The 22386-nt window shown below is 69.6% G+C and carries 17 protein-coding genes; 3 read left to right on the top strand and 14 right to left on the bottom strand.

What is annotated here, in order from left to right; genetic code table 11:
- Positions 1-13: 13 nt before the first annotated feature.
- The 12 genes from ACIQJ5_RS02340 to ACIQJ5_RS02285 form a co-directional block, all read right to left on the bottom strand.
- Positions 14-874, bottom strand: a complete 861-nt coding sequence (locus ACIQJ5_RS02340; protein WP_231090632.1) for a sulfurtransferase — start codon at positions 872-874, stop codon at positions 14-16.
- 210 nt (positions 875-1084) lie between these two features.
- Entirely contained in the window at positions 1085-1564 is a 480-nt protein-coding gene (locus ACIQJ5_RS02335; RefSeq protein WP_402840520.1) for a hypothetical protein, read from the bottom strand.
- Between the two features lie 327 nt (positions 1565-1891).
- A complete protein-coding gene (locus ACIQJ5_RS02330) occupies positions 1892-3709 on the bottom strand; it encodes a beta-galactosidase (RefSeq protein ID WP_402840517.1) in 1818 nt (605 codons plus the stop codon).
- Entirely contained in the window at positions 3706-4536 is an 831-nt protein-coding gene (gene kduI, locus ACIQJ5_RS02325) for a 5-dehydro-4-deoxy-D-glucuronate isomerase (RefSeq protein WP_402840515.1), read from the bottom strand. Before kduI ends, ACIQJ5_RS02330 begins: the two co-directional genes overlap by 4 nt.
- 32 nt (positions 4537-4568) lie before the next feature.
- On the bottom strand, positions 4569-5333 hold the full coding sequence (gene kduD / locus ACIQJ5_RS02320) for a 2-dehydro-3-deoxy-D-gluconate 5-dehydrogenase KduD (protein WP_402840512.1): 765 nt from the start codon (positions 5331-5333) through the stop codon (positions 4569-4571).
- Positions 5330-6211, bottom strand: coding sequence for a fumarylacetoacetate hydrolase family protein (locus ACIQJ5_RS02315; protein WP_402840509.1), 882 nt, complete (start codon positions 6209-6211; stop codon positions 5330-5332). Before ACIQJ5_RS02315 ends, kduD begins: the two co-directional genes overlap by 4 nt.
- A gap of 4 nt (positions 6212-6215) precedes the next feature.
- Positions 6216-7397 carry a glycoside hydrolase family 88 protein gene (locus ACIQJ5_RS02310; protein WP_402840506.1) on the bottom strand — a complete coding sequence of 394 codons (1182 nt, stop codon included), beginning with the start codon at positions 7395-7397 and terminating at the stop codon, positions 6216-6218.
- A 41-nt stretch (positions 7398-7438) separates the two neighbouring features.
- Positions 7439-8113, bottom strand: coding sequence for a ferredoxin-NADPH reductase (locus tag ACIQJ5_RS02305; RefSeq protein ID WP_402840503.1), 675 nt, complete (start codon positions 8111-8113; stop codon positions 7439-7441).
- A gap of 2 nt (positions 8114-8115) precedes the next feature.
- Positions 8116-9018 (bottom strand): carbohydrate ABC transporter permease, encoded by a 903-nt coding sequence (locus ACIQJ5_RS02300; RefSeq protein WP_231090640.1) that lies wholly within the window; start codon positions 9016-9018, stop codon positions 8116-8118.
- Positions 9018-9956, bottom strand: a complete 939-nt coding sequence (locus tag ACIQJ5_RS02295; protein ID WP_231090641.1) for a carbohydrate ABC transporter permease — start codon at positions 9954-9956, stop codon at positions 9018-9020. Before ACIQJ5_RS02295 ends, ACIQJ5_RS02300 begins: the two co-directional genes overlap by 1 nt.
- 69 nt (positions 9957-10025) lie before the next feature.
- Positions 10026-11363, bottom strand: a complete 1338-nt coding sequence (locus ACIQJ5_RS02290; RefSeq protein WP_402840498.1) for an extracellular solute-binding protein — start codon at positions 11361-11363, stop codon at positions 10026-10028.
- A 55-nt stretch (positions 11364-11418) separates the two neighbouring features.
- Positions 11419-13380 (bottom strand): DUF2264 domain-containing protein, encoded by a 1962-nt coding sequence (locus tag ACIQJ5_RS02285; protein WP_402840495.1) that lies wholly within the window; start codon positions 13378-13380, stop codon positions 11419-11421.
- Positions 13381-13572: 192 nt separating this feature from the next.
- On the opposite strand from ACIQJ5_RS02285, the gene ACIQJ5_RS02280 reads away from it, so the two are divergent.
- The 3 genes from ACIQJ5_RS02280 (at position 13573) to ACIQJ5_RS02270 (ending at position 19123) form a co-directional block, all read left to right on the top strand.
- Complete coding sequence (locus ACIQJ5_RS02280; protein ID WP_402840492.1) at positions 13573-15504, top strand: hypothetical protein; 1932 nt, start codon at positions 13573-13575, stop codon at positions 15502-15504.
- A complete protein-coding gene (locus ACIQJ5_RS02275; RefSeq protein ID WP_231090645.1) occupies positions 15501-16616 on the top strand; it encodes a substrate-binding domain-containing protein in 1116 nt (371 codons plus the stop codon). The genes ACIQJ5_RS02280 and ACIQJ5_RS02275 overlap by 4 nt, the downstream gene beginning before the upstream one ends.
- 215 nt (positions 16617-16831) lie before the next feature.
- Positions 16832-19123: a DapH/DapD/GlmU-related protein gene (locus ACIQJ5_RS02270; RefSeq protein ID WP_402840488.1), complete on the top strand. Its 2292-nt coding sequence runs from the start codon at positions 16832-16834 to the stop codon at positions 19121-19123.
- Positions 19124-19461: 338 nt separating this feature from the next.
- Here the strand turns inward: ACIQJ5_RS02270 and ACIQJ5_RS02265 are convergent, their stop codons facing one another.
- A complete protein-coding gene (locus ACIQJ5_RS02265) occupies positions 19462-21195 on the bottom strand; it encodes a DEAD/DEAH box helicase (protein WP_402840486.1) in 1734 nt (577 codons plus the stop codon).
- Between the two features lie 178 nt (positions 21196-21373).
- Positions 21374-22216 carry an SDR family NAD(P)-dependent oxidoreductase gene (locus ACIQJ5_RS02260; protein WP_402840483.1) on the bottom strand — a complete coding sequence of 281 codons (843 nt, stop codon included), beginning with the start codon at positions 22214-22216 and terminating at the stop codon, positions 21374-21376.
- Positions 22217-22386: the final 170 nt, after the last annotated feature.

The following is a 22386-nucleotide window of genomic DNA, read 5'->3' as shown; positions in this document are numbered from 1 at the left end:
TCCTGGCGCCTTCTCAGACGCGGCGGATGCGCTGCGCGGGCGTCATGCCGAGGGCGACCTCGCGGCCACGCGTGCGGGACCACTGGCTCCACGACCCCGGATACAGGGCGACGTCGAGCCCCGCCACCGCGCCCGCCAGCACCGTGTGCGCCGCGGCGATGCCCGAGCCGCAGTAGGCCGCCACCGGGACGGTGTCATCGACTCCCAGCGAGGCGAAGTTGCGGCGGATCTCCGCAGGCGACCGGAAACGACCACCGCTCAGGTGATAGGTGGTCGGCAGGTTCCTCGCCCCGGGGATGTGCCCGGCCACGGGGTCATGTGTATCGGGGTCGCCGCGGTACCTCTCGGCGGATCGCACGTCCAGGAGCACCCCGTGCTGCGGCCACCGGGCCGTCTCCACCATTCCCAGCTGCTCACCGAAGCCCTCCACCTCGGCATCGCCGACCGGCGGCTGGACGTCTCCCGTCTCCAGCCCGAAGCCGGCCGCCGCCCAGCCGCGCAGCCCGCCATCCAGCACGCGCACGTCGATGTCGGCGATCCCCGCGTGCGTGAGCACCCACCAGGCGCGGGCGGCGGCGACGGAGTGCACGTCGTCGTAGACCACGACCGGGACACCGCGGCGCAGGCCCCAGCGGCGGACCGCGGCCCGCAAGGTGTCATCGCTCGGGAGCGGATGCCGCCCCTGCTCGGGGTGCCCGTGTTCGGCGAGCTCGCGCTCCAGGTCGACATACACGGCACCGGGCAGATGTCCGTCGAGGTACTCGGGGCGCCCCTCTGGCTGGTCGAGGCGCCAGCGCACATCGAGCACACAGACCTCGGCACCGTCCCGCAGCAGATCCGCGAGTTCGGTGACGGAGATCAGGGGCGAAGCCATGTTTCCATGCTGAACATTCCCGGGCCGACCAGGGCCGTGTTTCGTCACCCGCCGACACACGGCGTCATGTGCGGGCTGCCGGGCGCATGCGCCGTGTTCCGCTGTGCCGATGCCTCTCGAGTGCATGATCATGCTTCGAATCCATGATGAGTACGGCCGACGGGTCATGTATTGGTGGCACGATCATGCGCTCGCGCAAGGCGGGACCGCTCAGCCGAGGTCGGCGAGCAGCGACTGCGTCATCTCCGGCACGGTGTGCCGCAGCCGACGACGATCGGCGATCATCATCGCCACGGTGATGCCGCCGAACACCACGAGGCCGCCGATGGCCCAGGCGATGTCCGCGCCGCCCGGCATTTGTCCGGTCACGGCGCCGAGCAGCGGCAGCAGGAAGATCCCGGCGGCGATGCCGCCGAAGATCAGCACCAGCACGGTGTCCATGGCCCGCGTGCGAGCGCGCCCGGTGAGGAGGGTGCCACCGTCGGCCTCGAACATGCGCAGCTCCAGGACCACGCCGCTCGGAAGCTGGTAGACCCCGGCGCCGAGCGAACGCCGCAGCACACGGATCCGGTCACCGCGGCGACGGTAGGTTCCCGCGCTGCGCGTGGCCGTCAGCCATCCGTCGATCCGGCGCTGTACCGCAATGGGCGACTGCCCGGTGATCGCCACAGTGACGGGGACGGAGGCCATCCCCCGAGCCTATCGGCGGCGATGAGTCCTGCTGTGCGCAGGTGTGGCCGTCGGCTCAGACAACGGCCCGCGCCCGGTCTCACATACTGCTGTTCTGGTTCAGACAGCCGACAGGTTCTGAGACCACAGCATCCCCGGGTTTCACATGCTGCTGTCCCGTCTCGGACAGCCGACAGATTTTGAGACCACAGCGCCCCGGTCTCACATACTGCTGTCCCGTCTCAGACAGCCGACAGGTTCTGAGGCCAGAGCGAGCCCCGGTCTCACATACGGCTCTCCCGACTCGGAAGCCGACAGTTTGTGAGACCGGGGATCGCCGTGGCGGCATCACTCGTCGGTGGGGCCGAGCACAGGGTGCGGGGCGAAGGTGAGCGCGGGGGCATCGAGATGCTCCAGCTCCAGCAGCGTCACGGTGTTGCGGCCGGCGCGGGTGACCGGAGCCGGCACGTAGAGCGTGCGCTGCGGACCGTTTCGCCAGTACCGGCCCAGGAAGAAACCGTTGACGAATGCGAAGCCCTTGCGCGCCCCGGCGGCATCCAGGAACAGATCCGCTGCCTCCGCGAGGTCGAACTCGCCCGTCCACACCGGTGCGATCAGTGCCGTCTCCACCGGGCCGGGGACGCTCGCCCGTGCCACCAGATCGCGCTCCGCGATCACTTCCACGTCCCACCCGCTCAGCTCGGCTCCGTCGAGCAGGGCGGGACCGATGAGGCCCTTCGCCTCGCCGATGCGCGGGCCGTAGTTGGTGCGCCCCTGCTCCTCGACGAGGATCGTCAGACGCCGGCCCGCGGGGATGCGGATGCTCCGTTCCGAGCGGGTGCGCGAGATGGTGCCGACCGGCATTCCATCGACGGACACCCACGCCTGATCGCGGATCTCCGCGACAGTGAGGATCCCCGCAGCGCCCGCGGGAAGCTCCGTCGTGTAGACGAGCACCCCGCCCGGGACGCCCAGCTCGTCGAAGGTCGGCGGCTGCGGGAACGTCCCCGCGGCGGAGCGGCCGATCCATGAACCGGCGGGGGTCAGTGCGACATCGAACGCCGGGGCCGGTGCCCTGGCGGCAAGCACGCCGGATGCGGCGCCCTCGGCGTGTGCCTCGGTACCGGACCCGATGGCGTCGGATGCCCCCGCACCGGGCACCGTCCCGGGAACGTCGGCGTACTTCGCGATGACGTCGCGGAACGCCCAGAACTTCTCGGTGGGCTCGCCCGACTCCGACAGCGGGGCGTCGTAGTCGTACGAGGTGACGATCGGGAGGTATCGGCCCTTGTCGTTCGCCCCGTTGCTGAGGCCGAAATTGGTGCCCCCGTGGAACATGTAGAGGTTCACGGAGGCGCCCGCGGCGAGCAGGGCGTCGAGTTCGCGAGCCGACTCGGCCGCGGAGGTGGTGTGGTGCTTCGTGCCCCACCAGTCGAACCAGCCGTCCCAGAACTCCGAGCACATCAGCGGTCCGGTCGGCTGATGTTCGCGCAGGGTGGCCAGTCGCTCCGTCGCCCGTGAGCCGAAGGACCCGGTCAGGTGCAGCCCCGGCAGCGATCCGTCGCGGAGCATCTGCGGTTCGGGCTGGTCCACGGTGGTCAGCGGCACGGTGATGCCGCCCTCACGGGTCACGCGGACGAGCTCGGCCAGGTACTCCTTGTCGTCGCCGTAGGCACCGTACTCGTTCTCGATCTGCACCAGGATGACGTTCCCGCCGCGGTCGATCTGCCGCGGAGCGACGATGTCGTAGACCCGTCGCAGGTACTCCGTGAGGATGGCGAGGTATTGCGGTTCGCTGCGGCGCAGCCCGATTCCCGGAATCGACGTGAGCCATGAGGGCAGCCCGCCGCCGTGCCATTCCGCGCAGATGTAGGGCCCGGGGCGCACGATGGCGTACATCCCCTCCTCCGCGACGATGTCCAGGAAGCGGCCGAGGTCGAGGCCACCGCTGGCGTCCCATTCCCCGCGATACGGTTCGTGCGCGTTCCACGCCACGTAGGTCTCGATGGTGTTGAGCCCCAGCAGCCGGGCCTTGCGGATGCGGTCGCGCCAGTGATCGGGATGCACCCGGAAGTAGTGCAGCGCACCCGCGAGGATCCGGAACGGCCGACCGGCGAGGAGAAAGCTCTCCTCGCCGATCGTGAACGTCTGCGGGTTCGTGGTCACTTGAGGTCGACGATCGGGGCCGCGTCCATGTCGTCGAAGGCCTGGTTCTCCCCCGCCATCGCCCAGACGAACGAGTAGGAGGCGGAGCCGACGCCGGAGTGCAGCGACCAGCTCGGCGAGATGACCGCCTGGCGGTCGGCGACCATGAGGTGGCGTGTCTCCTCGCGCTCGCCCATGATGTGCACGACGCGCTGGTCGGCGGGCAGATCGAAGTACAGGTAGCACTCGGTGCGGCGGTCGTGCGTGTGGGCCGGCATGGTGTTCCACATGGAGCCCGGGTGCAGCGTGGTGACGCCCATGACGATCTGGCAGCTGCGGATGCCGTTCTCGTGGATGTACTGGTTGAGCGTGCGACGGTTGCTGGTGAGCTGGTCGCCGAGCTCGCGCACGGTCCCCTCGCCCGGAGCCACCAGCTGCGTCGGGTACGTGGTGTGGGCCGGGGCGGAGAACAGATAGAACTGCGCGCCCGATCCGTCGGCGGCATCGCGGAAGGACACCGCCTCGATGCCGCGGCCGAGGTACAGGCATGCGCCGGAGACCAGCGTGTACTCCTCGCCGTCCGCGGTCACGACGCCTTCGCCGCCCACGTTGATGACACCGAGCTCGCGGTGCTCGAGGAAGGTCTCGGAACGGATCTCGGGGTAGCCGGTCAGCTCCAGCACGCGCCCAGCGGGCTGAGCGCCGCCGAGCACGATGCGGTCGTGGTGGGTGTAGGTGAGCGAGATCTCGCCCGGGACGAAGACCTCGGGGATGAGGTAGGTCTCGCGGAGCTCCGCGGTGGTCATGCCCGGAATCTGGGCGGGGTTGGTGGCGTAGCGCTGCTGCATGATTTCTCCTTCTGGGATGTCAGCTCGGCGGGTCAGCGGACGAGCCAGCCGCCGTCGACCGGGATGATCGTCCCGGTGACGTAGGAGGCGGCGTCGGATGCGAGGTAGACGAACGTGCCCTGCAGGTCGGCCGGGGTGCCCCAGCGGCCCATCGGGATGCGCGAGACGATCGACGCCTCACGCGCCTCGTCGGCGCGGATGGCGGCTGTGTTGTCGGTGGCCATGTACCCGGGCGCGATCGCGTTCACGGTGACTCCGGATGTGGCCCATTCGTTGGCGAGCGCCTTGGTGAGCCCGGCCACGGCGTGCTTGGACGCGGTGTACGCGGGCACCAGGATGCCGCCCTGGAACGACAGCATCGAGGCCACGTTGATGATGCGGCCGCTGCCCTGGGCGAGCAGACGCTTGCCGACGGCACGGGAGAGATGGAACACGCTGTCGAGGTTGACCGTGAGCACCTCGTTCCAGTCGTCCTCGGAGTACTCAGCCGCCGGTGCGCGACGGATCGTGCCGGCGTTGTTGACGAGGATGTCGATGCGCCCGAGTTCCCGCTCGATCTCGGCGACGGCGGCCTCGATGTCGGCGGAGGTCGCGGTGGCGAAGTCGGCGTGCACGCTGTGGACACGCCGGCCCATCGCCTCGATGGCACCCGCGGTCTCGGAGGCGTCACCGCGGTTCAGCAGGGCGATGTCGGCGCCGGCCTCTGCCAGCGCGAGAGCCGCGCCCTGCCCCAGCCCACGGCTGGATCCGGTGACGATGGCCACCTTCCCGTCGAGTCGGAAGCTGTCCAGGATCATGCGTTCACTCCAGTGTTCGTTCGGTCGGAATCGGCGATGAAGCGGGTGGTGAGCTCCCCCAACCCTGTCACGCGGACGGTGACCTCGTCACCGGCGACGATGTGCCGGTGGGCGTCCTGCGCCGCAGGCAGCTTCTGCGGGGTGCCGGTGGAGATCACATCTCCCACCTCGAGCGTCATCGCCTGGCTCAGGTGATGCACCAGGAACGCCATCGGGAAGATCATCGAGTCGGTGGACTGCGACACCGTCACCTCGCCGTCGCGCACGACCTCCACGAGCAGGTCCTGCGGGTCGGCGATCTCGTCACGCGTGACGACGACGTCGCTCATCGGCAGGAAGCCGTCGAAGCACTTGCCGAGGGTCATCTGCGATCCCTTGCGCTGCCAGTCGCGGGCTGAGACATCGTTGAGGATGACGTACCCGCCGACGTGCGACAGTGCCTCCTCGACCGGGACCCGGTGCGCACGGCGGGCGATGACCAGGCCGATCTCGCCCTCGTAGTCCACCTCGGAGGCGACCGCGGGCACCACCACGCCCGTGGACGCCGACACCGGAGTGTTCGGCGTCTTCACGAAGACGTCGGGGAAGGCGGGATCATCCGCCGTGGGGTCGGCCCCCGGGGGCACGTGCCCGCGGTAGTTGTAGCCGATGGCGAGCACCTTCCCCGGCGTCACCGGGAGCACCGTCTCGATGCTGTCGCGCCCAATGGTCGGAGCGGTCTCGACGATCGCGGCGGCCCGTGCGCGCAGCTCGTCCGAGCCGAGGATCTCGATGAGATCTGCGGCCAGCCCCTGGCCGGTGAGGTCGACGACCTCACCGGTGGCAGTGAGAGCGCCGGTGTGCACCTCACCGCCGGTGGTGAAACGGATCAGACGCATGCCGTCACCACGCCGGGCGCCAGGCCGGGTCGGCGTGACGGGCCAGCGCTTCGAAGAAGAAGTAGTCGCCCCAGAGCGATCCCTCCTCCACACCGTGATCGTTGCGCTTGTTGTAGACGCTCTGGGTGAGGACGGTGTGAGCGTCCGCAGAGGTGGGACGGTACTTCTCGATGAGCGAGGCGAGGATCTCGTCGGCCGCCGCGATGGCACGCTCGGAGCGTGCCCCGGGGCCCTCGATGTCGGCCAGCTCGTACAGGCCGCACACGGCGATCGCCGCCGACGACGTGTCGCGGGGCTCCCCGGAACCGTCGGTGAACACGAGGTCCCAATAGGCGACGCGGTCCTCGGGCAGGTGAGCGAGGAAGTAGTCGGCGCAGCGCCAGGCGGCATCCAGCAGCTCCGGGTCGCCGGTGGCGCGGTGGTTCAGCGCGAAACCGTAGATACCCCAGGCCTGGCCGCGAGCCCAGCACGAGTCGTCCGCGGCGCCCTGGGCCGTGGTGCCGCGCAGGGCCTCACCGGTCTCCGGGTCCCAGTGGAACGTGTGGAAGGTGGTGTCGTCCTCGCGGATGATGTTGATGCGCAGCTGCGTGGCGTGACGGCGGACGGCGTCGGCGAAGCGCTCCTCACCGGTCTGCTCGTACGCCCACGACAGCAGCGGCAGGTTCATCAGGCTGTCGATGATGGTGCGACCGCGCTGCTCGGGGTCCGACAGCGTGCCCCAGGCCTGAATGATGCCGGCCGGCTCCAGGAAGCGGGTCATCAGGTGGTTCGCTGCCGACAGCGCGGCGCGACGTCCCTCTTCATCGCCCAGCAGGCGGTACGGAGCCACCGCGGCGAGGGTGTAGAGGAAGCCGAGGTCGTGGGTCTCCAGGTCCTCCTCCGCGTCCACGCGACGGGCGAAGTCGGCCAGGTGCGCGAGACCGGCAGTCTTGAACTCCTCGTCACCGGTCAGCTGGTACGCGATCCACTCCATGCCCGGCCAGAAGGACGTGGTCCATCCGCCGTTGCCGCCGACGGGGATGCCGTTCTCGGCATGACGCAGCGGGTAGTGCTCGCCGTCGTTCGTGGTGTCGTCGGGGAAGACGCCCTCGGCGGGCGGGAAGGCGGCGATGGTGCGGCGCACCGTGTCGAGCACGGCGCTGATCGCGGCGTCGGTGTCGATGCTCACGCGGGACGGAGACGTCATGGAGGAACTGCTTTCTGTAGGAGGCGTCGAAGACGGATGCGTCAGACCGACGCGGGAGCGGGCTCGGCGGGAAGCACCGGCCGCAGGGAGTATCGGGAACCGGACCAGGCCACGTACAGCACCGGGGCTGCCGTGATGCCGATGGCGAGAGCGGGAGCCGTGGTGAACACGGCGAACTGAACGGCGAGCATCACCAGGGTGGCCAGCGTCAGCCACCAGCGCCGCACCGCGAGGACGGCGGCCGAGCGCAGCACCTCGCCGAAGCGGGCACCGGGCACCTCCGCGATGGCCACGAGACCGACGATGCCGATCGCCGCGACGAGCACGGCGAGCACCAGCAGCAGCGGCACCAGGACCGCGGCGAACTCGGTGCCCGACAGCGCGCGCACGTCCACGAGGAGAACCACCAGCACGGCGGTGACCGCGACGCCCCAGCCGAGGGCGCGCAGCCCGGCGGCGCGCACCCCCTGCCAGAACGCCCGCACGGGTCCGAGACCGCCCAGACCGTACTCGCGGAACGCGGTGAACGCCCCGCACAGCGCCGGTGCCGCGAGCGGCAGCGCGACGGCCAGCAACGGCCAGGACCTGGTCGGATCGGTCGTGATCAGCAGGAACACCAGCGGCAGGGCGCCGACGAGCAGCAGCATGTTCACGATGAGTCCGAGGGCGGCCACCGAGAAGACGGTCGCGTACAGTCCGTGCGGGATGCGCTTCATGATCAGCCCTTCATGCCGCTCGTGGCGATGCCCTCGACGAAGTACTTCTGTCCGAGCATGAAGATGATCGCGATCGGGATCACCGAGATGGTGAGGCCCGTGAACAGCAGCGCGTAGTTGGTGTCGTACAGGTTCGAGACGAAGTTCTTCAGACCCAGCTGCATGGTCCACAGATCCGGGTTCCGGAGGTAGATGAGGGGTCCGAGATAGTCGTTCCACGTGTTGACGAAGGTCAGCAGGCCGAGGCTCGCGATGGCGGGGACCGACAGCGGCAGCATGATGCGGCGCCAGATCGCGTACTCGCTGAGCCCGTCGATGCGGGCGGCCTCGCTGAGCTCCTCCGGGATCGTCTCGTAGAACTGTTTCATCAGGAACACGCCGAACGCGCCAAACGCCTGCAGCAGGATGATCGCCCACAGGGTGTTGGACACCTTGAGGTTGGACAGCAGGATGAACTGCGGGATCATGTACGACTGCCACGGCACCGCGATGGTGGCGATGTACAGCAGGAACAGCGCGTCGCGGCCCTTGAAGCGCATCCGGGCGAATCCGTATGCGGCGAATGAGCCGGTGAGGATCTGCAGCGTGGTGACCACCACCGCGAGCAGCAGCGTGTTGCGCAGCCACACCAGGATGTTCGACTTGGTCCAGATGTCCACGTAGTTCTGCCATACCCACATGTCGGGCAGCCACTTCACGGGCACGGAGAAGACGTCGTTGGGCGCCTTCAGGGAGCTGAGCACCATCCACGCGAAGGGCACCAGCAGGAAGATCGCGAACACGATCAGCACCGCGTACAGCAGCACGCGACCGACGGTGCGGCGCGTCCGCTTGGTACCGACGGAACGGTCGCCGAGGGTGCGGAGGCTCCGCTTGTCGACGGTGACGGCCATGGTCTCGCTCATCAGGCGCTCCTCCGCTTGTTCCAGAAGAACTGGATGATCGTGACGATGATGCAGAGGAAGAACAGCGCGACCGACGCGGCGGATGCGTAGCCGAACTGGTTCTCCTCGAAGCCCTTCTTGTAGATGAACTGGCTGATCACAAGGGTCGACTGACCCGGGCCGCCCTTGGTCATCACGAGGATGAGGTCGAACACCTTGAAGGAGTTGATCGTGAGCATGACGGTCACGAAGAAGGTGGTGGGACGAAGCGCGGGCAGCGTCACGTTGACGAAGCGCTGCCAGGTGCTCGCGCCGTCCATGCGTGCGGCTTCGTGCAGCTCGCGCGGCACGGTCTGCAGGCCCGCGAGGAACAGGATCATGTAGTAGCCCATGTCGCGCCAGGTGCTGACGATGACGACCGACGGCATGGCCCAGGCGGGATCGGTGAGCCATCCGGGCGGGTTCTGGATGCCGATGGCGCGCAGGATCTCGTTGATCGGGCCGGCGTCGGGGCTGAAGAGCAGATTCCACACCAGCGCGATCGCGACGATCGAGGTGATGTAGGGGAAGAACGCGGCGGTGCGGAAGAAGGCGACGCCGCGGATCTTGTTGTTCAGCAGCAGGGCGAGCGACAGCGCCACGATCATCGTGAGCGGGATGTGCATCACCGAGTAGTAGATGGTGTTCCAGAACGCGATCTGGAAGCTCCCGTCACCCATCAGGCGCGTGAAGTTGGCGAAGCCGACGAACTGGCTGCCCCCGAACACGTTCCAGTTGGTGAGCGACATGTAGAACAGCACGATCACCGGCACGAGGGTGAGGGCTGCGAAGCCGATGAAGTTCGGCAGGATGAAGCTCCACCCGATCAGCGCGTTGCGCAGCGCGAGGCGCGAACGGCGACGGGGCAGTGTTTCACCCTTTCCGGTGCCGCCCTTGCGGGTGGCGGCGGGAGACGTCATGAAGACCTCCGGGTTGCGAAACGGACGGTGGAGGGGTGGCCGGCCCCGCAGGGCCGGCCACCGGGGGCGTCAGCCGACGCCGACCTCGTTCTTCAGACGGTCCTTCGCCTCGGCGAGGCCCTTCTCGACGGTGGTCGAGCCGGAGAGGATCGCGGAGTGCATGTCGTTCAGGACACCCTGGATCGCGGCGGTCTTCGGCGAGGTCGGGTTCTCGGCGACCACCTTGTGGGTCGAGAACGCGAACTTGGAGAGGTCATCGGTCGGGGCGCCCTCCGCCGCGAAGTACGTGTCCACGACGGTGTCGTTCACCAGCGCCGGCGTGATGCCGATCTTGGCGAGGGAGACGGCGGCCTCCTCGCTGGCGGCGTAGGCCAGGAACTTCTTGGCGGCGGCCTGCTTCTCGGCGTCCGCGTTGGCGTTCACGCCGAAGCCGGTCGGGTCACCGAAGGTCACCGGGGTCTTGTCCAGGCCCGCAGTGGAGGAGTCGGCCTGCGGTGCGGGTGCGATGCCCCACTCGAAGGCGTCGGCATCGCCCGAGGCCTGCTGGGCGATCAGCGTCGCGACGAACCAGGTGCCCATGAGCTCCATGGCGGCGTTCTGCTTACCGAACTCACCCTGATAGGTGAGCTGGTTTGCGGACGACGTGTTGAAGTCGATCTGGTCGCCCGAGGACTGCATCGCCAGCGTCCGGTCGTAGTACGGACCGAACTGGTCGATCTTGCCCTCGAGGATGTCCGCGCCCTTGGTCTGCGCGTTCGCGAAGCCCTGGACGGTGGACTGCCAGCGGTGCTGGTAGACGGCCTTGGCAGAGGAGCCGGCAGCGGTCAGGCCCTTGTTCAGTTCGTCAGCGGCCTTCTGGTAGTCGTCCCAGGTCCACGTGCCGTCGGGGGTGGCAACCCCCGCCTGCTCGAACAGCGCCTTGTTGTAGAAGAGCACCCACGAGTCGTTGCGGTACGGGGTGGCGTACGCGGTGCCGTCGACCTTGTAGGACTCGGCGCCCGAGATGCCGTCCGGCAGCTCCACGTCGGAGACGTCGGCCAGCTGACCGCCCTCCTGGAAGGTGGTCAGGTACTTGACCTCCTTCTGCGTGATGATGTCCGGGCCCGAGCCTGCGGCGAGGTCGGTGGTGATGAGCGTGTTGTACTCGGCGGCGTCGTACTCCTTGAGCTCGATCGTGATGCCGGGGTTGGCGGCCTCGAAGCCGTCGACGAGCGTCTGGAACTCCGGGGTGGAGGAGATGTTCCAGGCGGACATCGTGAGCGCGACGGACTTGCCCGACGAACCCTCGGTCGACTCGCCCGAGCCGCCGGTGCTGCCGGTGTTGCCCGAGTCGCCGCCGGCGCAGCCGGCGAGGGTGAGTGCGGCGACCGTTGCCAGTCCCGCTGCTGCTACGAACTTGCGGTTCATGAGTTGCTGCTCCTTTGCAAGACGGACCCGGTGGATCCGCGGGGGTTCCGCCTCGTCACGCGACGATGCGGATGTCTTCGATTTCCGTGTCGGTGGTGACCCCATCGGGCCAGGTCACGGTCACGGTGCTGCCGGATTCAGGGATCCGGACGTGTGCAGGGGCGCCGGCCGGCTGGTCGTCGCGGGTGAGGTCGAGCACCGCTGTGACCCATTCACCGGGGCGCACGGGGAACTCGAGGACGGGGACGGCCGCGATCGGCCCCAGGGGGCTCGCGTCCTCACGCAGCACGACGGCTGCGGTGGCGGCACCGGTGGGATCGGCGATCCGCGACACGAGATCGCCGCGGATGGCGGAAGCGGCAGCTCCTTCGGACACCTGGTGCACCTCGGTGCCGGCGAGGGCCCAGCCGCCGATGCGGAGAGTCCAGTCCCCGGGCTCGAAGCCCGCGCTCTCCTCGACACGCACCAGACGGGCCTCCCAGCGACCGCGGACGATCGAAACCGTCTCGATGCCGGTGACCGGGATCATCTCGCCGGCGAGACCCGACCCATGCGCGCGCTGCGGCGGGATCTCCCCCAGCAGGTGCGCGGTCCATGACGACGAGGCCACGCCGGTCTCCCCCTGTACCTGGACCTGGCGCAGGTCCATGGGAGCGCGGTGCGTGGCGGCGCCCGCGGCATCCACCAGGGCCACCGACTGCTCCAGCGGCTCGATCCACGCGCGCTGGTTCGCCAGCGGCGAGACGGCGCTGGAGTAGCCGATGCGGGTGTACAGCGGAGAATCCCCGACGAGCTCGCCGCCCGCGGTGGCGTGGTCCGCTCCGTGGTTGATCACACGGACGATGCCGTCCTCCGCAGTGGTGGAGACGATCCAGCCGGCCGAGCGCACGGTGCGGAGGTCGCCACCGGTCTCGGCGGGAAGGGGCTCGGCGGGGGCCGTCCACACGGGGTGGTCAGCGGGAAGCAGGAGCCCCACGAGACCCTTGGTCGCCCAGTACGGCGAGGCGGGACCCGAGTACGACTGCGCGAGGTCGCGCCATTCGTCGTGCCATCCCATCGAGAGCAGGTCATCCGTGTCCGGAGCACCGGCGTCGGCGAAATGGCGCACGATGCGATCGGCCGCGTGACGCAGCGCCCCCGGCGACACCGAGGGGACTTCGGCGATGGCGCCGATCCAGAACGGAGCGGCGGCGGCGAAGCGGTAGATGAGGCTGCGGCCCTGGATGAGCGGGGAGCCGTCGGCACCGACGAGGGTGAGGGCATCCTGCAGGAAGCGATCCAGGCGTGCGATGTCCGCGTCCACTCGGTCGGCGCCGATCTCACGAGCTCCGGCCATGCGCGCCCAGAGCACCGGGTAGAGGTGCAGGGCCCAGCCCACGTAGTGGTCGTAGGAGCGCTCGGCGCCGTCGGAGAGCCAGCCGTCCTCACGGATGAAGGAGTCGTGCAGAGCGAGGTCCGCATCGATGTCGGCCTGCGACCACGGACCGCCGACGGAGCGCAGGAAGGTCTCGACCACGATGCGGAACCACAGCCAGTTGTTGCGCGGGTAGGTCTCATCCCCCACGACGACGGCGAGGTAGTCGATGACGCGCTGCTGCGTCACGACGTCGAGGGTGTCCCAGATCCACTCGCGGGTGAGGTCGAAGATCAGCGCGAGGGATGCCGCCTCCACCTTTGCCTGGTCGTGCTCATCCGGACGCACCCAGCGGTCGGGGGCGTCCGGGTCGACGCCGGTGATGATGCCGCGGCGATAGAAGTCGATCAGATCGTCCACGCCTTCGCCGCGGGCGCCCGCGATGCGGAAGCCGGCCAGCAGGAAGGTGCGTGCGAAACCCTCGAGTCCGTCGACGTCGTGACCGTAGCCGCCCTCTGCACCCGGAGGGGTGATGCGTCCCGCACCCGGCGACGCGTGGCGACGGGCTCCGTCCAGGAGACGATCGGCGAACGCGACCCACTCGTCACGCGTCCAGTCGGATGAACCGGCGGCTGCGGTCGGTGCGGCGGGGGGAGGAACCACGGTGCTCCTTCATCGGGTGTGGCGGGTCACGATCATTGTGATCTGAATCGGAGATTATCAATACAAATCGAACATTGCAACGCGGTGTATGATCGTTTTTGATCGTTTGGCGATGTTCACTTGTCTCCGGAATGATCAGCAACCGCTTCCTGCGACGGTGTCGTCGCAGCACCTCCGTCCTTGGGAGTTCGAATGACCGACGCAGCGCAGGCTTCCGCCACCCGGCCGCCGTTTCGCGGGCGGATCGCCCGCACTCTGGCGGAGCTCGGGATCGCGGAATCGCTGACGAACCTCCTCCTGCCCGCTGCGAGCGCGCTTCCGGTCGCCCCCGCGACCGATCGCGACGTGTGGGACGGTATCGACGAGACCACCCGCGCTGCTCTGCTTGATTCGGCGACCGCCGATCTGGGCACACCGTGGCCGGTTCCGCTCGCGCGCGACGCCGCCCGCTATCACCGCGACGGCAATCGGGAGGAGTACGAGCGGGCGGTCTTCCGCCGCCAGGAGCGCGTGAGCCGTGCCGTGGTCGCGGCCGCGCTGACCGGCGCGGACGTGTGGCTCGACGAAGCCGCGGACGGTCTGTGGCTGCTGTGCGAGCAGAGCACATGGTGCTGGCCCGCTCACGACGACACCCGTCAGCGCCATGGCGCCGTCCTGGCGACGGTGACCGATCCGTTCCTGGATCTGGGCGCGGGTGAGCTGGTCGCACAGCTGGCATGGGCGGACCACGTCCTCGGCGACGCGCTGGATGCGCGCTACCCGGGCCTGCGCACGCGTATCCGCCACGAGTCGTGGGTGCGCGTGTTCGAACCGTTCCTTCGCCGCCAGGACTGGCACTGGATCGGCCTCGAACGCCCACCCCACAACTGGAACCCGTGGATCCACGGCAACGTGCTGGTGGCCGCGCTCCGGCTGCTCGACGACGACCCCGACATGCGCGCGCGGGTGATCGAGCTGGTCGTGGACGGTCTGGACCGATACGTGTCCGCGCTTCCCGAGGACGGCGCGATCGACGAGGGATACGCCTACTGGTGGAACGGGGCGCTGCGGGCCCTGGAGGCGCTCGACGTGCTGGAACACGCCACGGGCGGTCGTGCTCGGCTCACAGAGCGGATCGGAGCGCTGCGCGAGACGGTCGCCTTCCCGCACCGTTGCCACCTCGGCGGCGACTGGTATCTGAATCTGGCCGACGGCCAGGCCCGCCCCACGCTCGATCAGCCGTGGCACGCCCTGCACCGCGCCGCACGCGCGGTCGGGGACCACGAGGCGCAAGCGCACGCCGCGACGCACCGGGACCCGCTGGCTCCGGCGGCGACGGAGATCAGCGGACTCGGCCGGCTGCTGCGCGGAATCACCGATCCCCTCTGGCGAGATGCCCGATCCCTGGGCTCCCCTCTCCCCCGCGACGTGTTCTGGCCCTCGACCGAGGTGCTGGTGGCACGCGGTGCCGCGGGGTCCGCGGCGGGTCTCACCCTCGCCGTCAAGGGCGGGAACAACGACGAGAACCACAACCACGACGACGTCGGCGAGGTCATCGTCGCGCGTGACGGGGTTCCCGTCCTGATCGATGCGGGACGTCCGACCTACACCGCCGTGACCTTCTCGCCGCAGCGGTACACGCTGTGGCCGATGCAGAGCGGATGGCACAGCGTGCCGGTGATCGACGGGGCCGAACAGGACCACGGTGCGCAGTTCGCCGCCGCCGACGTCGATGCCCGCGTGTCGGACGACGCCTCGACGATGTCGCTGCAGCTGGCCGGCGCCTACCCTCCGGGCACGGTGTCATCCTGGGTCCGCTCCGCCGCCCTGGACCGCGCCACCGGTACGGTGAGCATCGTCGATTCCTGGACCCCCGGTGTCCCCGCGGTGCAGCACCTGCTGGTGGCCGGAACCGTCCGGCTCGAGACCGGCGGCGCGTGCGTCACCCCGATCGAAGGCGCGGGCGATGTCCGCCTGCGCTGGAGCGGCGGCGAGGCGCGACTGAGCGTGCGGACGCTGGATGATCCGCTCCTGCGCGAGGTGTGGGGTGAGAGCGTGACACGAATCGAGATTCCCGCAGGTAGCCACGGCGAGTCGCGGATCACGGTAGAACTGGTACGAGCTGAAGCTGAGGAAGTCCGATGAGAGAGCCGTCGTCCGGCATGCTGGCCCCCGAGCGTCGGGTGCACATCCTCGCCGCGCTCGCGCGCGACGGGATCGTCAAGGTGACCTCGCTGAGCGAGGAGCTCGGCGTCACCCCCGTCACGCTGCGCCGTGACCTCGCGCAGCTCGAGGTGGACGGCCTGGTGCTGCGCGTGCACGGCGGCGCGATCCCTGCGCACGAGTCCGAGCTTCCGGAGGCGGCGGCGCTGCCGCCGGTGAGCATCCGGCCGGCCGCGGGTCGCGACGCCATCGGCATCCTCGTGCCGTCGCTGAACTACTACTGGCCCACCGTCGTCCGCGGTGCCGAGCAGGAGGCGGAACGCCTCGGCTATCGCCTGCTCATCCGCGGCGCCTCCTACGAGCTGCAGGATGAACGTCCGCTGCTGGAGCGGCTGGTGGAGGATGACGGCGTGGTCGGCCTGATCGTGGCGCCCAACACCGCGGCCGAACACGCCGATGAGGTGCTCGAGTGGCTCCACCGGGCGCCGGTACCCGCTGTGCTCGTGGAACGTGAGGGGCGCGGGCCCGATCGGTCGCCCATGGAGTCCGCATCCAGCGATCACGCGCTCGGCGGCATGCTGGCCGCACGTCACCTCGCGAGCCTCGGCCACGAACGCATCGCGCTCGTGCTGTCGCGGTCTTCGCCCACATCGGGGCAGGTGGCCGCGGGATGGTCGGAGGCGTGCCGCGAGCTGGGACTTCCGGACTCGACCGGCGTGGCCGCGCACCTTCCCGACCGCAACAGCCCCGACTTCAGCTCCGTGGTGGCCGCCACCCTCGACGACGCACTGGAGCACGGCGTCACGGGCATGCTCGTTCACCCCGATCCCGAGGCGCTGGCGTTCGTTGATGTGGCCATGACCCGCGGGATCTCCGTTCCCGAGGACCTGTCCGTCATCGCCTACGACGACGAGGTGGCGCGCATGTTCACGCCGGCCTTCACCGCCGTCGCTCCCCCGCGCACGGCCGTGGGACGCACCGCCGTCGGCCTGCTGCACCGGCGCATCACCGAGCCCGACGTCTCGGTGGAGCGCGCCAAGCTCAGCCCCTCCCTGTCGGTCCGCGCCTCCACGGCTCCGCCCCGCACCGCCTGACTCTCGGCGGCCTCACCTTCCCCTCCCTTTCAACCCCCAATTGGTCTCATAACCTGCACTCCCGCAATCTCCTTGGCGCAGTTTCTGAGACCACCCCGGCCAGCGGTCTCAGAAACTGCGCCGCCAGCACTCCACACCGATATTCGGTGAGACCATCCGGCGGTGTTCCGCCTCTCGGCAGGCCACCGATCCCCACCGAACCACGGGAGCGCATCATGACCCCCACCGAGCCCGCGGCTGTGCCGCCCGCTGGCGCCCGCCCCGGCGGCGGCGCCGATGAATACCCCACCGGCGGCGACACCGTCGGCGCACACACCACCGGTGACACCGTCGACCCACGCATCAGCCACGACACCGTCGACCCACGCACCACCGGCGACACCGTCGACCCACGCATCAGCCACGACACCGTCGACCCACGCACCACCCAGGACACCGTCAACCCACGCACCAGCCAGGACACCGTCGGCCCACGCACCACCGGCGACCCAGTCGGCACACACCCCCCGCGCGGCGTCGGCATCGATCCGGTCGAGTACTCGCCGTGGGAGTTCGCGGCGAAGGCTCGTCCCTCGACGCGCGAGACCCAGCGCCTTCTGCAGGAGGAGCTCACCGCGCGCCCCGAGACGCATCTCGGAACCGGCGTGTTCGTGTCCTCGCTCGCGTCGGTCGACTGCGAGGCGCTGTCGCTCGGTGATCGCACCTATGTGGCGGCCGGCGCGTACATCACGGGCACGATCTCCCTCGGTCGCGATTGCAGCGTGAACCCCTACACGGTGATCCGCGGGGACGTCCGCATCGGCGACGCCACCCGCATCGGTGCGCACACATCGCTGCTCGGCTTCAACCACACGATGGCCGATCCCACGGTCGAGTTCTTCCGCCAGCCGCTGGTGTCGCGGGGGATCCAGATCGGCGACGACGTCTGGATCGGCTCCCACGTGGTAGTCCTCGACGGCGTTCGGGTCGGTTCGCGAAGCGTGCTCGCCGCAGGTGCCGTGGTGACGAAGGACGTACCGGACGGCGCGATCGTCGGCGGCAACCCGGCGCGATTCCTGAAGTGGCGGATCGCCCCGGAGGGCGAGTCGGATTCCGCCGAGACGGCGGGATCGAGCGGAGCAGACCCCGCCGCGTCGTCGCCATCGAGCGGAACAGACCCCGCCGCGGCGTCACCATCGGGCGACCCACGCCTCAGGGAAACGTCACCATCAGGCGGCGTTGGTGCCCCCGAAACATCACCATCAGACAGCGCTGACACCCCCGAAACATCACCATCAGACGGCGCTGACACCCCCGAAACATCACCATCGAACAACGCAGACCTCGCCGAGACGTCAAAGTCGGGCGGCGTCGAGGCCCGACGCCACGCCGACTTCGCAGCCGCCGTCGCCTCGGACGGATCAGCCGCGTCAGTATCGGGCGCCCTCGGAACTGCCCGCACGGAGCACGTCGCCGCCGAAGCTGTGGGTGACGGGACGTTGCGGGTCCGCCTGGCCGCGTTCGCGAACCGAGCCCGCGCAGAGGCCCGCGACGTGCTGGATCGTGCGTGGGACGGGAAGCGATATGTCGACCGGCCCGGAACCGCACCGACGGTGCGCGCGTGGTGCGACGCGATCGAGATCGCCGATCTGCTGCTGGGCGACGTGCCGCCACAGAGCGATCGTGATGCACTGGTACAGCGGCTGCGGGGCTGGCAAGATGCGGCGACGGGTGCCGTCCCGCCGCTCGATGCAGCCGGGGTCCCGCTTCCTGCGTCGTGGTCCGATGAGGATGCCGCGTACCACGTGCTCGCCGTCGGCTACGCGCTGGACCTGCTGGGGTCCTCTTTCCCCCACGAACTTCGACTCGCCTCGGACCTCACGCCCGATCGTGTGCCTGCTCTGGTCGAGGGTCTTCCCTGGCAGTTGAACGCCTGGGGCGCCGGCGCGTGGATCGACGCCTACGGCACGGCGCTGGTGTGGGAGCGGACGGTCCCGGCCGGCACGTCGGACGCGTTGTTCGGGGCGCTCGCGCGCATCGCGGATCCTGTGTCGGGCGTCTGGGGATCGGCCCGCGATTCGGATGGACTCCTGCAGCCCGTCAACGGGTTCTATCGCGCCTCACGCGGCACATTCGCGCAGCACGGGCGACCGCTCCCCTACCCGACGGCGGTCGTGGACACCGTTCTCACCCACGTGACGGATGAGCGCTTCTTCGCCGCCGGGCGCCTCAATGCCTGCAACGTGCTCGACGTGGCCCATCCGCTGTGGCTTACCCGCAGCACCGGTCACCGGGCGTCGGAGGTCGCCGCGATCGCCCGTCAGCTGCTCGACGCGGCCCTCGGCATGTGGCAAGACGGAGCGGGGATCCCCTTCGCGGAGTCGCCCGCCGCCGGAGTGTCCGCTCCCGGCTTGCAGGGCACCGAGATGTGGCTGTCGATCGTCTGGTACCTCGCCGATCTTCTGGGGGCATCCGACGCGCTGGGATATCGTCCTCGCGGAGTCCACCGCCCCGAGCCCCGCCCCTGACCTGCTCCCGCACCGCCCACAGCGCGAATGGTGCCGACGGTGCGGCGACGGTGTCCCGAAAGGAGGAGATTGTCGCCAAATCCGCATCAAAATCGGTTCCTACGTCCTCATCTGGCGACAATCTCCTCCTTTGGCGTCACGCCTTCGCGCCGTTCTCAGGCGACGCCGAAACCACGCCAACACCGCACCGACGCCACACCGCCATCAACGCCGCACCACGCCAGCACCACACCCCACCAACACCAGCACCACACCCCACCAACACCAGCGCCACACCCCACCAACACCAGCGCCCCCACGGAGAACCGTGGGGGCGCTGTCACATCGATGGGCTGGACTCAGCCCTGCGGGCGCGAAGCGCGACGGCGGCGCGGTGCGTCGGTGCGCTGCGGCTCGCCGGCCGGACGCTGCGCGCGGCGCGAGCCGTCGACGGGCCGCGAGGGAGCAGAGCCGGGGGTCGACGTGGAGTACACGGCACCGCCGGACGAACCACCACGACCGGCTCCGCGACCAGTGGCGTTACCGCCACGACCCTGGCCGGCGCGGGAATGCCCGCTGTCCTGGCCACGACGCGCTTCGCCGCTCTGACCACGACGCGACTGACCGGCATCCTGTCCGCGACCGGACTCCCCGGCCTGCCCGCGGCGTGCATCGCCACCCTGGCCCCGACGAGACTGGCCGCGACCACCCTGCCCGGCCGGGGTCTCGGTGCGCTGCGCGTCGCCGCCTTGACCGCCGCCGCGACCACCACGGCCACCTCGGCGCGACCCGCCGCGCGCGGACTCCGCCGCTGCTTCCGCGACGGTTCGCGTGCCGGCGGATTCGGCGCGGCCACCGGACTTCTTCTTACCCTGCGGCTGCTTCGGCGCCACCGGCTCGGGGGCACGATACGCGGCCTTCTCGCCCACCAGCTCTGCGACGACGGCCGACGACGCGTCGGCGTTCTCGAACGGAACGCGGATGGACGCAGCTCGAAGGACGTCGCTGGCGTCCTTCTTCTGCGTCGGGAGGACGAGCGTCGCCACCGTGCCCGAGGCACCGGCGCGAGCGGTACGACCGGAACGGTGCAGGTACGCCTTGTGCTCGGCGGGCGGGTCGACGTGGACGACCAGCTCGACGTCGTCGACGTGCACGCCACGCGCCGCCACGTCCGTCGCGACGAGCACGCGCACGCCACCCTGCTCGGGCTCGGCGGAGAAGGCCGCCAGATTGCGCTCGCGGGCGCCCTGCGACAGGTTGCCCTGCAGATCCACCGCGGGGATGCCCGCCGCGGTCAGCTGCTTGGCCAGTTTCTTCGCGTGGTGCTTGGTGCGCATGAAGAGGATCCGACGGCCCGTGCCCGAGGCGAGCTCGCGCACCACCCGGGTCTTCTCCTCGGCATCGGCGATGAGCAGCACCCGGTGCGTCATCTCACCGGCGGGCACGCTCAGCTCGTCGACCTCGGCGCGAACCGGGTCGGACATGAAGCGGCGGACGAGCTTGTCCACCCCGTTGTCCAGCGTCGCGCTGAACAGCAGGCGCTGAGCAGTCGCGGGCGTTGCGGAGAGGATACGGGTGACGCCCGGCAGGAAGCCCAAGTCGGCCATGTGGTCGGCCTCGTCCAGCACAGTCTCCTCGATGCTGCCGAGGTCGACGTGTCCCTGCTTCATCAGGTCTTCAAGACGACCCGGGCAGGCCACCACGATATCGGTGCCGGCACGCAGCTTCTGCTCCTGCGGCTTCTGGCTCACGCCGCCGAAGACGGTCATGACGCGCAGGCCCACGGCGTCGGCGAGCGGCGTCAGGGTCGCGGCGATCTGGGTGGCGAGCTCACGCGTGGGAGCCAGCACCAGACCGCGCGGACGCCCGGGCGTGCGCGGGCGGCGGGACTCGGCCAGGCGAGCCACCAGCGGCAGCGAGAAGGCGATCGTCTTGCCGCTGCCCGTGCGGCCGCGGCCGAGGATGTCACGGCCGGCGAGCGAATGAGGGAGCGTCGCGGCCTGGATGGGGAAGGGCGAAGCCTTGCCGTCAGCGGCCAGAACGTCCACGAGCGGAGCGGGCACGCCCAGCTCCAGGAAGGAGGAAGTCATCATCTGCTTTCATCGTGCGATATCGCACGGGTGTCATCGTGCGACAGGCGCACGGGAACCGGCCCGCAAATGCGGCCGGCAAAGTGTGGGGATCATCCGCGAACGCGGAGGAGACCCCACGACGTTACCACGCGCACCTGAACGACGGCCCGTCCACGATGCGCGAGCGCGTGAGGTGCCCTCAGCCGCGCGCGATGGCGCGGCGAGCAATCCGGGCCAGGACGGGTCGCATCATCGGGAGCACGATCCCCGGCACCGTCAGCACCACGCGGGTGAGCGCATCGGCCGTGATCGTGCGCGAGCCCCGCTCCACGCCACGGAGCACGATACGCGCGACACGCTCCGGGCTCTGCGGAGCGATACCGGCGGAGATCGCCGCGGTCTCAGGGGGCTTGCGCAGGTTCTCGGCGTCGAACCCCGGGGTCTTCGTGTCCGGGGGATACAGCACGCCGACGCGCACGCCCCGCGACTCCACCTCGGCTCCGACCACGGCCGCGAGGAGCGCGACGGCCGCCTTCGCTGCGCCGTAGGCGGCGTACCCGGGCACTGGGAGCACGGCTGCGGTGGAACTCGTGACGACCACACGTCCCGCGCGGCGCTCGGTCATCGCGGGGAGGACGGCGCGCAGAACGTTCACCGTGCCGAGGTGATTCAGCCGCAGTTGATCGGCGAACTCCTGCTCCGCCACCTCGAGGAACCGGCCCGGGAGCGCTGCGCCGGCGCAGTGGACGAGCACGTCGATCGGCCCGTTCGTCTCGATCGCCGTCGCGACGGCTGCGCTCACGGCGCCGGAATCGGTGACGTCGGCGCGAACCGCGAGCGCACCGATGCGTGCTGCGGCGGACGCCAGGGGTTCGGCTCGGCGGGCCAGGATGCTCACCCGAGCCCCGCGTTCCCGTGCCGCCGTGGCGACGGCGTTCCCGATGCCCTCGGATCCCCCCGTGACCAGCACGTGCCGTCCATCCCACTGCCACCGCGTCATGCGCCACTGCCACCGCGTCGTGCGCCACTGCCACCGCGTCATGCGCTCATCCTCCCACCGCCCTCATCCTTCGTCCCCTCGCTCGCCTTTCTCCCCTCTCCCCTCTCGTGGAACTTCCGTCTGTGGGCGAGAGTCCATGCATCGCGGCGATTCTCGCCCACAGCGGGAAGCCTCGCGGGATCAGGAACCGCGGCAGCCCCGAAGTGCGACGG

Source organism: Microbacterium sp. GXS0129 (assembly GCF_044769785.1).
GTDB classification, from domain to species: Bacteria; Actinomycetota; Actinomycetes; order Actinomycetales; family Microbacteriaceae; genus Microbacterium; species Microbacterium nymphoidis.
The sequence above is the reverse complement of the archived record's forward strand: the minus strand, read 5'-3'. Positions and strand labels throughout refer to the sequence as shown.

Excerpts from the sequence above, each read along its gene's own strand:
- ACIQJ5_RS02340 (WP_231090632.1), bottom strand. The coding sequence starts at position 874 with ATGGCTTCGCCCCTGATCTCCGTCACCGAACTCGCGGATCTGCTGCGG.
- ACIQJ5_RS02335 (WP_402840520.1), bottom strand. The coding sequence starts at position 1,564 with ATGGCCTCCGTCCCCGTCACTGTGGCGATCACCGGGCAGTCGCCCATT.
- kduI (WP_402840515.1), bottom strand. The coding sequence starts at position 4,536 with ATGCAGCAGCGCTACGCCACCAACCCCGCCCAGATTCCGGGCATGACC.
- kduD (WP_402840512.1), bottom strand. The coding sequence starts at position 5,333 with ATGATCCTGGACAGCTTCCGACTCGACGGGAAGGTGGCCATCGTCACC.
- ACIQJ5_RS02315 (WP_402840509.1), bottom strand. The coding sequence starts at position 6,211 with ATGCGTCTGATCCGTTTCACCACCGGCGGTGAGGTGCACACCGGCGCT.
- ACIQJ5_RS02310 (WP_402840506.1), bottom strand. The coding sequence starts at position 7,397 with ATGACGTCTCCGTCCCGCGTGAGCATCGACACCGACGCCGCGATCAGC.
- ACIQJ5_RS02305 (WP_402840503.1), bottom strand. The coding sequence starts at position 8,113 with ATGAAGCGCATCCCGCACGGACTGTACGCGACCGTCTTCTCGGTGGCC.
- ACIQJ5_RS02300 (WP_231090640.1), bottom strand. The coding sequence starts at position 9,018 with ATGAGCGAGACCATGGCCGTCACCGTCGACAAGCGGAGCCTCCGCACC.
- ACIQJ5_RS02295 (WP_231090641.1), bottom strand. The coding sequence starts at position 9,956 with ATGACGTCTCCCGCCGCCACCCGCAAGGGCGGCACCGGAAAGGGTGAA.
- ACIQJ5_RS02290 (WP_402840498.1), bottom strand. The coding sequence starts at position 11,363 with ATGAACCGCAAGTTCGTAGCAGCAGCGGGACTGGCAACGGTCGCCGCA.
- ACIQJ5_RS02280 (WP_402840492.1), top strand. The coding sequence starts at position 13,573 with ATGACCGACGCAGCGCAGGCTTCCGCCACCCGGCCGCCGTTTCGCGGG.
- ACIQJ5_RS02275 (WP_231090645.1), top strand. The coding sequence starts at position 15,501 with ATGAGAGAGCCGTCGTCCGGCATGCTGGCCCCCGAGCGTCGGGTGCAC.
- ACIQJ5_RS02270 (WP_402840488.1), top strand. The coding sequence starts at position 16,832 with ATGACCCCCACCGAGCCCGCGGCTGTGCCGCCCGCTGGCGCCCGCCCC.
- ACIQJ5_RS02265 (WP_402840486.1), bottom strand. The coding sequence starts at position 21,195 with ATGATGACTTCCTCCTTCCTGGAGCTGGGCGTGCCCGCTCCGCTCGTG.
- ACIQJ5_RS02260 (WP_402840483.1), bottom strand. The coding sequence starts at position 22,216 with ATGACGCGGTGGCAGTGGCGCACGACGCGGTGGCAGTGGCGCATGACG.